Genomic DNA, 11,845 nt, shown 5'->3' on the forward strand with positions numbered 1-11,845 from the left:
CCATGGCGACGCGGATGCTGCGACGCGGTCTGCCGCGCGTGCCTGGAGGAGACCCCTGGCCTCCCGCTGATGCGGTGGCGGAGGATGCCACGGTGGATGATCGGGCGGCGGACGCGGTGACGAGCGCGGCGCCCGACGAGCCTGCGACAGGTTCGGAAGTCGCGGTGTCTTCGGACGTCGAGGTGCCTGTCGGGGTGCCCCTCGAGCCCACCGGCCCCGCCGGCCCGGCATCGCCGGCGACCGTGACGGCTGTTGTTGCAGCGGCCGCTCCGGCAACGGCCGGTGGGGCAGCGCGGATCCGTCGCGGTCTGCCGCGTGTGCCGGGCGGGGAGCCTTGGCCGCCGTCGACGTCGCCGACCGCTCCCACTTCTCCCGCCGAGGTGCCCGAACCCGCTGCGGCAGTACCCGCTCCCTCTCCGGGGTCGGCGGTGTCTGACCCCGTGCCGGCTGCGTCAGCATCCGTGCCAGCGCCCGCGGCGTCGACCGCCACAGCGGACATCTCTGCGGCAGAGACCTCCGCCCCCGTCGCGGTGGCCACGGCCGACGGCACCGGTGTCCGACGCGGCTTGCCTCGTGTCGCCGGCGGAGACCCGTGGCCGCCCGCCGACACTGTTCCCCTCTCTGCTGCCGCCCCAGCCGAGCCCGTCGCGCCCGAGCCCGTCGCGCCCGAGTCCGTCGTGCCGGCCGCTGTCGTTCCCGTCGCGGCTGCCGCGACTCCTGCCGTTGCGACCGGATCGTCGTCCGTGCTCGCCGACGTCTCGACTCCGCTCCCGTGGACGCAGACCGTGTGGAACGGACGAGCGCCCCGACACCTCCCACAGACGTCGGCCCCGACGACCGGCCGCCCGCGCCCGACGTGGACCCAGGCGATCGGCGTGCTGTTCGGAGCCGCTGCGCTCGGGGTGCTCGCCGGAGCCGCCATCGCGTTCGTGCGCACGCTCCTGAGCTTCCCGTTCATGCAGGACTTCCTGGCGGCCTTCCCCGGCGAGTACGAGCCCGGGATCGCCGTCGAGCCGGGATTCGCCCCGTGGATCGGGTGGCAGCACTTCTTCAACATGTTCCTGATGGTGCTGATCATCCGCTCGGGGTTGCAGGTGCGCACCGAGAAGCGCCCGACGGTCTTCTGGACCCCTCGCAACAACGCGAAGGGCAAGATCAGCCTCAACCTGTGGTTCCACCAGTCGCTCGACATCCTGTGGCTCGTCAACGGCGTGATCTTCGTCGTGCTGCTGTTCGTCACGGGGCACTGGGTGCGCATCGTCCCGACCAGCTGGGAGGTGTTCCCGAACGCCCTCTCGGCGGCCCTGCAGTACATCTCGTTCGATTGGCCGCACGAGAACGGCTGGAACAACTACAACAGCCTGCAGCAGCTCGCCTACTTCGCCACCGTGTTCATCGCGGCGCCGCTCGCCGCGATCACCGGCTTCCGCATGTCGGGGCTGTGGCCGAAGAAGGCCGAGAAGCTGTCGAAGGCGTACCCGGTCGAGTGGGCGCGGGCGCTGCACTTCCCGATCATGCTGTACTTCGTGGCGTTCATCATCGCGCACGTGGCGCTCGTCATGTTGACCGGGTTCCTGCGCAACCTGAACCACATGTTCGCGTCGCAGGACGCGGTGACGTGGACCGGATTCTGGGTGTTCATCCTGTCGCTCGTGGTGATCGCAATCGGATGGGCGGCTGCGCGTCCGCTCGTGCTCGCCCCCATCGCCAAGGTGTTCGGCAAGGTCTCGGGTCGGTGAGCAGATGAGCGACGAGGTCATCGCAGAGTACTGGCGCACCGTGCGGACCACCCTGCCTCACCTCCCGGAGACGCGGCCGGAAGCCTGGGGGTTCGGGGCGACGCCCGAGCACGCCGACGAGCTGCTGGCACTCGTGCTCGACGGCATCAAGGTCGGCACCGCGTCGTCCCTCTGGGATTACGAAGCGAACGGCGACCCTCTCCCCGCTGTGGGCGAGCTCAGCATCATCCTGGACGGGACCGGCGCCCCGCGGGCTGTGATCGAGACCACGACGATCGACATCACGCCGTTCGACGAGGTCGACGAGGCCCATGCCTTCGCCGAGGGGGAGGGCGACCGCACGCTGACGCACTGGCGCGAGGTGCACGAACGCTACTGGCGCACCCACTCCGAGAACCCGCGCGGCTACGAACCGGACATGCCGGTGGTCTGCGAGCGGTTCCGGTTGGTGTTCCCGGCCTAGAGAGTCCCGAGGGACTGGAGGAGAGGCGCGATCATGGCTGAGGCATACATCGTCGACGCGGTCCGTTCGCCGGTCGGCAGGCGCGGCGGATCGCTCGCCGAGGTCCACCCTGTGGACCTCGGCGCCCACAGCCTTCGGGCGCTCGTCGACCGGACGGGGATCGACCCCGGTGCGGTGGACGACGTGATCCTGGGCGTCATCGACGCGATCGGCGGCCAATCCGGCAACGTGGCCAGGACGGCTCTGCTCGCCGCCGGATTCCCCGAGCACGTTCCCGGGGTGACCATCGACCGGCAGTGCGGGTCGAGCCAGCAGGCCGTGCACTTCGCGGCGCAGGCCGTGATGAGCGGCACGAGCGACCTCGTGATCGCGGGCGGACTGCAGAGCATGTCGCAGGTGCCGTTGACCGCCGCGGCCACCGTGGGGGAGTCCTACGGCTTCACCACGCCGTACGCGCAGTCGCCCGCCTGGACCGACCGCTACGGCGATCAGGAGATCTCGCAGTTCGCCGGTGCCGAGCTGATCGCCGAGAAGTGGGACATCTCCCGCGAGGAGATGGAGCGGTTCGCCCTGGAGAGCCATCGTCGTGCAGCCCTGGCGCAGGACGAGGGTCGCTTCATCGGTGAGATCGCTCCGCTGAACGGTCTCGACCACGACGAGGGTGTGCGCCGCGACACGACGCTGGAGCGGATGGCCGGGCTCGCGCCGCTGCGGGAGGGTGGACGGATCACCGCCGCCGTGTCGTCGCAGATCAGCGATGCGTCCAGCGCCGTGCTCATCGCCAGCGGGCAGGCCGTACGTGACCACGGGCTCGCGCCCCGTGCCCGCATCCATCAGATGACGGTGCGCGGCGACAGTCCGATCCTCATGCTCACCGCTCCGATCCCCGCCACGAGGCTCGCGCTGGAGCGCGCGGGGATGCGAGTCTCCGACATCGACCTGTTCGAGGTGAACGAGGCCTTCGCTCCCGTGGTGCTCGCCTGGATGCGCGAGCTCGATGCTCCGCACGAGAGGGTGAACGTCAACGGCGGAGCCATCGCGCTCGGTCACCCCATCGGCGCGACCGGGACCAGGCTGATGACCACGATGCTCAACGAGCTCGAACGCACGGGCGGACGCTACGGTCTGCAGGCCGTGTGCGAGGGCGGCGGGGTCGCGAACGTGACCATCGTCGAACGGCTCTGACGCCGCTGATCCCGCGGTGACGACAGAGCGGGCCGCCTCCCGGAGGAGACCGCCCGCTCTGTACGTGCTCGGAGGATCAGGGGCGGACGAAGCGCACTTCGGTCAGCGTCTCGCCCAGGAACGGCTCGGTGTGCGATGCGCCGTCGAGGTGGAAACCGTTGCGGGTGTAGAACCGGTGCGCGCGAGGGTTGTCCTCGGCGACCCACAGGTACAGCGGCTCGTCCTTCTCCACGGCGGCGTCGAACAGCTTCTGGCCGATGCCGGTGGAGTGATAGGCGTCGAGCAGGTAGATGAAGTAGAGCTCGCGGAACGCCGGAGCGTCCTTGTCGCGGGCGGGGCCGGAGCCGACGAAGCCCACGATCTCCCCGTCGACCAGCGCGGCGTTCATCTTGAACTCGGGGCCCTGCGAGGCCCAGTGCGTCCACAGTTCGGCCATGCGGCGGGGCGAGACCTTCTCCAGCGCCGCCTTGCTGATCAGGTGGTCGTAGGTCTCGTGCCAGCACTGCGCATGCACGCGACCGAGGGCTTCCGCATCCACATCACGGACCGGACGGACGATGACTTCAGGCTGGGCTTCGGCGCTCATGGTCGTGACTCTACGCGCGGCGTCCGCGAAGGGGAAATCGAGGGGATGTTCGATGACACCCTTCCCGCGGTCATGGAGGTTTCGCACAACGATGTTCGCCGATCGTGCACTCCTGGCTACGATCGATGCTCGTGAACGTGATCTGGCGGACCCTCATGGTGATCCTCGGCGCTCGCCGCCGCGTGCGACGGGGGGAGGCCCTCGACCCCACCGCCGTCGGCAGCATCACCCTGACCACGCTGCCCACCGACATCGACATCCTGCGCCACATGAACAACGGCCGCTACCTGTCGCTGTTCGACCTCGGGCGCTGGGACCTGCTCATCCGCACCGGACTGTTCGATGCGATGAAGGTCCGGGGCTGGTATGCGGTCGTCTCCAGCGAGACGATCACGTTCCGCAAGTCGCTGCAGCTCTGGCAGCGGTTCGAGGTGCAGTCGCGTTTCATCGGGCACGACGACAGGGCGCTCTTCATGGAGCACCGCGCAGTCGTGGACGGCGAGGTCTACGCACGGGCGATCGTGCGGGCCCGGATGCTGCGACGCACCGGAGGGACCGTCAGCAACGAGGAGCTTTTCGCGGCCGTGGGCAAGCCGGAGGGTGTTCCGGAGATCGACGCCTGGGTGCACGACTGGGCAGCGGCCTCGGCGCTTCCTCCCGTGCGGGCGAAGGCCCCGAGCGTCTGGGGCTGAGCGTCTGGGGCTGAGCGTCTGGGGCTGAGCGTCTGGGGCTGAGTTCGAAAACCCCGAGGGGCTGAGCGGCAGAGGAACGTTCTCTCCGTCCGCACCGGCGCGCGGTAGCTTAGGCGTGTGCTGGCGATCCTGACGACGACCGGGCGAGTGCTGTGGCGGCACTGGCCTGCGCTGATGGCGTGGTACCTCGCGGGCGTCCTGGTGCACTACGGGGTCACAGAGATCGCCGGCTTCATCGGAGCCTCGTCGGCGACGTTGGGCTTCCTGGTGCTGCCGATCGCGATCCTCGCCCGGCTGGTGAGCCTGGTGGCGATGTTCCTCGTGCTGCGCGACGGTCTGCGCAACCTGCAGGAGGTGGCACCGCTGCCGGAGTCGCCGGTGGAGCGTCGGCGTACTTTCCTCTCGGCCCTTCTCGCCGGCATCCTGCCGTTCTTCGCGGTGTACTGGGCGCAGGGGCTGCTCGGCGAGGACGTGCGGGCTTACTCGCTCCGCGCTCTCGAGGTGCGCAACGGCATCGTGTGGACGGCGAGCGTGAACGGCGAGCCGCCCGTGAGCTCGGACGACACCGTGCTCAACCTGCCGATCAACGTGTGGACCATCGCGATCATCGTGCTCGCGTTCGCCGGTCGATGGGCGTGGTCGAAGTGGTCGCCGAAGCTCGCGGCCTGGTTGTCGCCGGTGGCGGTGTACTTCGAGGTCGTCTGGGTCTTCTTCTCGGTGATGGTGCTCGGCGACATCTTCGACGCGATCAAGGCCTGGGTCGACAGTCGCGCGGCGATGGCGTACCTCGAGACGGTGCGGGAGGGCATCCTCGACGCCGTGGCTCCCCTGCGCTGGCTGTGGGAGGGGATCGGCTGGGTCCTCTCCGAGGCGGGCCCCGTGCTGCTGGCGCCGCTGGCCTGGCTCACGATCGCCGGAGTCGTCTTCGGACAGGCGATCGTCGCCGAGAAGCTGCGCGTCGAGAGTGAACTCGTCTCGCGGTTCCGTCAGCACACGGAGGCGATCCCCAACCCCCTGGTACGACGGCTGCGCGACCTCGGCGACGAGCTGGGAGCACGCTTCCGGCCGATCGGTCGCGCCCTGCTGCTGATGTGGCGAGCGGGTCCCCTGCTGGTCGCCTCCTACGCGCTGCTCTACGTGGCGGTGAAGGCGCTCGAATCGGTCCTCGGCTTCGGTGTCACCCGGCTGATCGGACCGCAGGACTACGTGTTCTGGGCGGTCGCGGCCCCGCTCGTCTCCCTCGTGCCGCTCCTGCTCATCGAACCCCTCCGCATCGCCGTGATCAGCGGCGCCTACGACGCCACGCTCGGACGGCTGCGACGTCGCCAGCAGGCGCGGCCGGACGCCTCGGCCTCCACGGAGGCGGAAGCGGAGATGCGTGCCGTCGCGGATGCGGCCGGACTACTGCCCTCGTCGGTCGATGCGGTGGCAGCCGCTGTGGTCTCGGCGCCGCCTCGTGACGCCGTCGGCGGTCAGGGTTCGAACTCGAACCTCACGAACGAGCTGCCGGCGCGATAGGGCCGGATGTCGACCCAGAACGGGCCCTCCACGTCGGCAGGAACCACGAACGGCACGATCAACTCGTAAGGGCTCGCCTGCTCGCTGAGGCACGTCTCGGGCTCGTCGGCGCTCCAGTCGAGTCCGATCTCGGCGCGCACCGGACTCCACTCCCGCCCCGTCGACTGCTCCACGAGCACGGGAGCCTCGCACCCGACGCCCTCGGCTTCCGGGTCCACGGGCACCGCGACCGCGATCAGCCGCGTCTTCTCCGGTACGTCGAGGCCGGAGACGTCGTCGATCTCCCCGCCGCGGATCGGGCCCCAGGCTGCGCCGGCGAGGTCCGTCGTCTCGTCTTCCGTCACGACCACCGGGGCGACCGCGCGGGCACCGAACCCGAAGTACTGGTACCACTCCTGCCAACCCACGGCGGCCGCCGTCGCGGGCACGAGGAGGGCGAGTGCGATCAGGGCGACGGTGTTGCGCCGCCACCAGGAATCGCGCTTCGTCGGAACAGCCGCGGCTGCGGGGTCTTCCTGAGGGGCGGGAGGAAAGAGCGGAGGAGGGATCGTCATCGCGCCCACCCGTTCTCGACCAGGAGCACCTCGGCCTCGACGGGGAGAGTCGCCAGATCGATCGGCAGGTCGATCACGCCGTCGCGCAGCACCTCGAAGCCGCCCGATCCCGGCACGCCGAGGCGCAGGGTGGCCCTGTCAACCACGACGTCGTCGGGGAGCTCGAACGCCAGACTGCCGCTGCGGGGAACCGCGGTGACCAGACGCTGAGCGAGGAAGGTGGTTCCACGATCCGTGGCGCTGAACGTGCGCTCGCCGATCGTGAGCTCTGCGAGCCTGAGGGTGCTCAACCGCTGCGTGACCCCGCTCGCGGCGTCGAGGTCGATCACGAGCCAGGTGCCCTCGGCGGACCAGCCCTCGGCATCGGTGACCCGATTCGTGAGATGGACATCGGTCACGGTCGCGACGAGGTTGCGTGTGACGGCCTCCTCGCCGATCTGCGCGACCGCGGGGAAGGGGGCATCCGGAGCGTCGTCGGGGAGCGTGACCTTGACGAGGACCCACGCGCACGCGAGCAGCGCCGTGGTGAGAAGCCAGACGAGCACGTGCTTCTTCATCCGGCGCTCACCTCCTCGATCGTGGTCGTCAGCGTCGCGCCGACGCGGGGATCGTTCCAGTAGTCGCCGCGGATCAGGCTCTGCCCGACGTAGTGGTCGGAGTCGGGGAGGGTGAGCGAGACCTCGTCGCCGTCGCGGAAGTCGTCCGGTCCCACGGCCCAGGTGATCAGCACACGGGCCGGAACGTCGGGCTGGAGCGTGGGCGCGAGCTTTCCGTCGTCGGCGCGCGACACCACCCCCTTGGCATCGAGCCCTTCGATGCGGATGCCGTCCAGGAGAGGAGACACCTTCGCGGGTGATCCGGAAGCACGCGGTTGCGAGAAGGTGTTCACCACGTCCACGGTCACGACGAGCAGGCGCTCCCCCTTTTCCTCGTCGGGATAGATCGCCGCCATTCCGCGCTCGTCGCGCAGTTCGACGCCCACCACGGTCATCGCGAATTCGGAGCCGGAGAACGTCTCTCCGATCGTGAGATCGGGGATCGGGTCGACCGCGGCGGCCTCGAGGCCGCCGAACAGGGCGGTGGTCGCCAACAGCGCCGCCCCCGCGCCGGTGATCAACCACGAGGTCGGGATGAGGTCGATGCTGCGCCGCGCCCACCCCAGCACCTTCGCGCGGGCTCCCCCGTTCGAGGCGGTGACCTCCGCCTCACCGCGCGATGCGGAGGTGCTGTCGGGCGGGGTCGTGGTCACGGCAACAGCTTAGGACCGCGCCGTTCGGCGGTGCGGCATGGTTCGCACCCCGCCCGGCCGCGCTCCTCCGCTCCGGGGCCGCACCGGGCGGCGAGAACGGCCGCATGCGAAGCGGACGCGGATGGCGGAAAGCGGCGGCGCGGCGCGGAATCCGGGGTGTCCAGACCTAGGCTGAAATCCATGGCAGACCTCCCGCCGGATGCCGTGGCATCCGCATCCCTCGCAGACCGCGCCGTCGAGCTGGCTCGGCGGTGGACGATCGAGGCCGCGGCCACAGAACCAGACCCTGCCGCCGCCCGGCTCGCCGGAGTGCTGCAGGACGCGAACGGACTCCCGTTCACCCTGGGGTTCGTCGACGGCGTCATGCGTCCGGAGAGCCTGACCGCCGCGGCCTCGCAGCTGCACCGCATCGCCCCGATCGTGCCCGAGTTCCTGCCCTGGTACCTGCGCTCGGTGGTACGTCTCGGTGGCGGGGTCGCGCAGATCCTCCCGACGCCCGTGGTGCCGATCGCCCGTCGGGTGCTCCGGGACATGGTGGGGCACCTGGTCGTCGACGCGCGCCCTGCCAAGCTCGGCGCCGCGATCGAGCGGATCCGCGCCGACGGCTCCCGGCTCAACCTCAACCTGCTCGGCGAGGCCGTGCTCGGGGAGGCGGAGGCCCGACGACGGCTCGACGGCATCCACGCGCTCGTCCGCCGTCCGGACGTGGACTACGTCTCGGTGAAGGTCTCGGCGATCATCAGCCACCTGTCGATGTGGGCTTTCGACGAGGTCGTCGACGAGGTGGTAGAGCGGCTCCTTCCGCTGTATCTCGCGGCGGCGGCCGACGGCACCTTCATCAACCTGGACATGGAGGAGTACCGCGACCTCGACCTCACGATCGCCGTCTTCACGCGCATCCTCGAGGACCCCCGACTGGCCGGGCTCGAAGCCGGGATCGTGCTGCAGGCGTACCTGCCGGACGCGCTGCCCGCCCTGCAGGAGCTCACCGCGTGGGCGCAGGACCGCGTGGCGCACGGCGGCGCCCGCATCAAGGTGCGTCTCGTGAAGGGGGCGAACCTCGCGATGGAGCACGTCGAGGCGCGGATGCACGGGTGGACGCCTGCGACCTACGACACCAAGCTCGACACCGACGCGAACTACCTGCGCTGCCTCGACTGGGCGCTGCGGCCGGAGCACACGGCTGCGGTGAAGATCGGCGTCGCGGGGCACAACCTCTTCGGCATCGCCTACGCCTGGCTGCTGGCGGGCGAGCGGGGCGTGCGGGAGGCCGTGGAGTTCGAGATGCTGCTCGGCATGGCCCAGGGGCAGGTGCGAGCCGTCTCGCGCGAGGTCGGACCGGTGCTGCTCTACGTGCCGGTGGTGGAGCCAGCGGAGTTCGACGTGGCCATCAGCTACCTGGTGCGGCGGCTCGAGGAGAACGCCTCGCCGGACAACTTCCTCTCCGCCGCCTTCCGGCTCGGCGAGGACGAGTCGCTGTTCGTCCGCGAGCAGAATCGCTTCCTCGATGCGCTCGACAGGGCGGGCGACCCGACGCTGCGCATCGGACCCCGTCGCACGCAGGACCGTCTCGCCCCCGTGCACGAGTCGCTGCGCCCTGCACCCGTCGCCCCGGTGCCGGAGACCGACCTGACCAAGGCGGTGCTCGGCATCTCCCGCGGCTCGGACGACAGCGGCCGGGAGGCGTTCCTGGAGACCGCGGTCTACTCCGCCCGCGAGCTGGAGCAGGACACCGGCGGAGCCCCCGGCTTCGCGAACACCGTCGACAGCGACCCCGCGCTTCCCGCCAACCGCCAATGGGCGCGCGAGGTGCGCGAGCGCATCGCGACCGCCGACCTGGGGTCTGCCACGATCGCGGCGGCGCAGGTGTCCGAGGCGGACGAGCTCGAGCGGGTCGTGCACGGTGTGCGTCGTGCGGCCCCGGCCTGGGGCGGGCGACCTGCCGCCGAGCGTGCCGAGGTGCTGCTGCGTGCCGCGGCTGCACTCGAGGCTCGTCGCGGAGACCTCATCGAGGTCGCGGCCTCCGAGACCGGCAAGGTCTTCGCAGAAGCCGACATCGAGGTGAGTGAGGCCGTCGACTTCGCGCGGTACTACGCAGCCAAGGCCAGGGAGCTCGACGCGATCGCCGGCGCCGTGTTCGTCCCGGCATCCGTCACGGTCGTCACGCCGCCCTGGAACTTCCCCGTCGCCATTCCCGCCGGAGGAGTGCTCGCCGCGCTCGCCGCAGGTTCCGGTGTGGTCTTCAAGCCCGCACCGCAGGCCCGTCGCTGTGCGGCGGTGATCGCCGAGACGCTGTGGGAGGCAGGGATCCCCCGCGACCTGTTGGCGCTCGTCGACGTCGAAGAGGGGGAGCTCGGCCGCGAGCTGATCACGCACGAGGCGGTCGACCGGGTGATCCTCACCGGCGCGTGGGACACGGCGGCGCTGTTCCGCTCCTGGCGCCCGGATCTGCCGCTGCTCGCGGAGACCAGCGGCAAGAACGCGATCATCATCACGCCTTCCGCCGATCTCGACCTCGCGGTCGCCGACCTCGTCAAGAGCGCCTTCGGACATGCCGGGCAGAAGTGCTCGGCGGCGTCGCTCGCGATCCTCGTGGGGCCGGTCGGACGCTCGGCCCGGTTCGCCCGCCAGTTGGCCGATGCCGTGCGCTCGCTGCACGTCGGTCCTCCTACCGATCCGCTGGCCGAGGTGGGGCCGGTGATCGAGCAGCCGCAGGGCAAGCTCGCCTGGGCGCTGAGTGAGCTCGAGGGCGACGAGCAGTGGCTGATCGAGCCGTCTCTCGCCGTGGCGGACGACGGCAGCCGACGGCTGTGGCGTCCCGGCGTGCGCGTCGGGGTGCAACCGGGATCGCGTTTCCACACCGAGGAGTTCTTCGGCCCCGTGCTCGGGGTGATGCACGCCCCGACCCTCGCGCGCGCCGTGGAGATGCAGAACGCCGTCGCCTACGGACTCACCGCAGGGCTGCACACCCAGGATCCGGAGGAGCTGTCGTACTGGCTCGACCGGGTGCAGGCGGGCAATCTCTACGTGAATCGCGGCATCACCGGCGCGATCGTGCAGCGTCAGCCCTTCGGCGGCTGGAAGCGCTCCTCGGTCGGCCCTGGCGCGAAGGCGGGTGGGCCCAACTATCTCATCGGTCTGGGATCGTGGCGCTCGCAGTCGGGAGGGCCGGCCTCCAGCACCCTGCACCTGCGCGGGCTCGATTCGCGCATCACCGCGGTGATCGAGGCGGCACAGTCCTCGCTCGCGTATGAGTCGTTCGAGTGGCTGCGGCGCTCGGCTCTCTCGGATGCGCTGGCCTGGGATCGGGAGTTCGGCCAGGTGCGCGACGTGTCGCGTCTGGGAGTCGAGCGCAACCTGTTCCGCTATCGCCCCGTGCCCGTCGAAGTGCGCGCGACCGACGACGCCGCGCTGCACGACCTGCTGCGCGTGGTGATCGCCGGGGTGCGCTCCGGCGCCAGGTTCGTCATCTCGACCCCTTCCGGTTTGCCCGCCGAGGTGCGCCGAGCGCTCGGAGACCTCGACGCCCCGGTGTTCCTCGAGAGCGACGACGAGTGGTTGCAGCGGCTGCTCCGTCAGGACGCCGACCTCGAAGGCGTCACACTGCCGGCGAGCGATCGAGTGCGACTGGTCGGCGGTCGTGAGGGTGTCGCCGCTCTCCGCGCGGAGCTGGCCGCGGCTTCCGCTGGCGATCCCGATCTCGCGGTGTACGACGGCGAGGTGACGGCGGCCGCCCGCATCGAGCTGCTGCCGTTCGTGCACGAGCAGTCGATCTCGATCACCGCGCACCGTTACGGCAACCTCGACGCCTGGAGCAGTGACGTGATCTGAGTCACATGTAAAGAATTCTTGACACATC

At 70.2% G+C, this 11,845-nt stretch carries 10 protein-coding genes; 6 read left to right on the forward strand and 4 right to left on the reverse strand.

Translation table 11 applies throughout. The features are described from left to right. Positions 1-2: 2 nt before the first annotated feature. The 3 genes from AAY78_RS06725 to AAY78_RS06735 are packed head-to-tail and all read left to right on the forward strand — an operon-like array spanning position 3 to position 3,387. Complete coding sequence (locus tag AAY78_RS06725; protein WP_046747556.1) at positions 3-1,739, forward strand: cytochrome b/b6 domain-containing protein; 1,737 nt, start codon at positions 3-5, stop codon at positions 1,737-1,739. Positions 1,740-1,743: 4 nt separating this feature from the next. Further along, the gene (locus AAY78_RS06730) at positions 1,744-2,202 is read left to right on the forward strand and encodes an ASCH domain-containing protein (protein ID WP_046747557.1); all 459 of its coding nucleotides are present in this window, start codon (positions 1,744-1,746) and stop codon (positions 2,200-2,202) included. 33 nt (positions 2,203-2,235) lie between these two features. After that, positions 2,236-3,387 (forward strand): acetyl-CoA C-acetyltransferase, encoded by a 1,152-nt coding sequence (locus AAY78_RS06735; protein ID WP_046747558.1) that lies wholly within the window; start codon positions 2,236-2,238, stop codon positions 3,385-3,387. Positions 3,388-3,463: 76 nt separating this feature from the next. Here AAY78_RS06735 and AAY78_RS06740 read toward each other — a convergent pair whose 3' ends face one another. After that, entirely contained in the window at positions 3,464-3,973 is a 510-nt protein-coding gene (locus tag AAY78_RS06740; RefSeq protein WP_045264712.1) for a GNAT family N-acetyltransferase, read from the reverse strand. A gap of 131 nt (positions 3,974-4,104) precedes the next feature. Between AAY78_RS06740 and AAY78_RS06745 the strand changes: the two genes are divergently transcribed. Further along, on the forward strand, positions 4,105-4,665 hold the full coding sequence (locus AAY78_RS06745) for an acyl-CoA thioesterase (RefSeq protein ID WP_046747680.1): 561 nt from the start codon (positions 4,105-4,107) through the stop codon (positions 4,663-4,665). Positions 4,666-4,782: 117 nt separating this feature from the next. Then, the gene (locus AAY78_RS06750) at positions 4,783-6,183 is read left to right on the forward strand and encodes a hypothetical protein (protein ID WP_052748676.1); all 1,401 of its coding nucleotides are present in this window, start codon (positions 4,783-4,785) and stop codon (positions 6,181-6,183) included. Here the strand turns inward: AAY78_RS06750 and AAY78_RS06755 are convergent. The 3 genes from AAY78_RS06755 to AAY78_RS06765 are packed head-to-tail and all read right to left on the reverse strand — an operon-like array spanning position 6,138 to position 7,986. Further along, entirely contained in the window at positions 6,138-6,737 is a 600-nt protein-coding gene (locus AAY78_RS06755) for a hypothetical protein (RefSeq protein ID WP_156172621.1), read from the reverse strand. The genes AAY78_RS06750 and AAY78_RS06755 overlap by 46 nt on opposite strands. Beyond that, positions 6,734-7,294, reverse strand: a complete 561-nt coding sequence (locus tag AAY78_RS06760) for a hypothetical protein (protein ID WP_052748677.1) — start codon at positions 7,292-7,294, stop codon at positions 6,734-6,736. Before AAY78_RS06760 ends, AAY78_RS06755 begins: the two co-directional genes overlap by 4 nt. Then, a complete protein-coding gene (locus AAY78_RS06765) occupies positions 7,291-7,986 on the reverse strand; it encodes a hypothetical protein (RefSeq protein WP_046747560.1) in 696 nt (231 codons plus the stop codon). The genes AAY78_RS06760 and AAY78_RS06765 overlap by 4 nt, the downstream gene beginning before the upstream one ends. Before the next feature lie 180 nt (positions 7,987-8,166). On the opposite strand from AAY78_RS06765, the gene AAY78_RS06770 reads away from it, so the two are divergent. Further along, positions 8,167-11,817, forward strand: coding sequence for a proline dehydrogenase family protein (locus AAY78_RS06770; protein WP_046747561.1), 3,651 nt, complete (start codon positions 8,167-8,169; stop codon positions 11,815-11,817). The last annotated feature ends 28 nt before the right edge of the window (positions 11,818-11,845 follow it).

It is taken from the genome of Microbacterium sp. Ag1, assembly GCF_001005635.1.
In the GTDB taxonomy this organism is placed as follows: Bacteria; Actinomycetota; Actinomycetes; order Actinomycetales; family Microbacteriaceae; genus Microbacterium; species Microbacterium oxydans.

What these genes read in the sequence shown, in the direction of transcription:
- AAY78_RS06730 (WP_046747557.1), top strand. Translation starts at nt 1,744, where the DNA reads ATGAGCGACGAGGTCATCGCAGAGTACTGGCGCACCGTGCGGACCACC.
- AAY78_RS06755 (WP_156172621.1), bottom strand. Translation starts at nt 6,737, where the DNA reads ATGACGATCCCTCCTCCGCTCTTTCCTCCCGCCCCTCAGGAAGACCCC.
- AAY78_RS06760 (WP_052748677.1), bottom strand. Translation starts at nt 7,294, where the DNA reads ATGAAGAAGCACGTGCTCGTCTGGCTTCTCACCACGGCGCTGCTCGCG.
- AAY78_RS06725 (WP_046747556.1), top strand. Translation starts at nt 3, where the DNA reads ATGGCGACGCGGATGCTGCGACGCGGTCTGCCGCGCGTGCCTGGAGGA.
- AAY78_RS06735 (WP_046747558.1), top strand. Translation starts at nt 2,236, where the DNA reads ATGGCTGAGGCATACATCGTCGACGCGGTCCGTTCGCCGGTCGGCAGG.
- AAY78_RS06740 (WP_045264712.1), bottom strand. Translation starts at nt 3,973, where the DNA reads ATGAGCGCCGAAGCCCAGCCTGAAGTCATCGTCCGTCCGGTCCGTGAT.
- AAY78_RS06770 (WP_046747561.1), top strand. Translation starts at nt 8,167, where the DNA reads ATGGCAGACCTCCCGCCGGATGCCGTGGCATCCGCATCCCTCGCAGAC.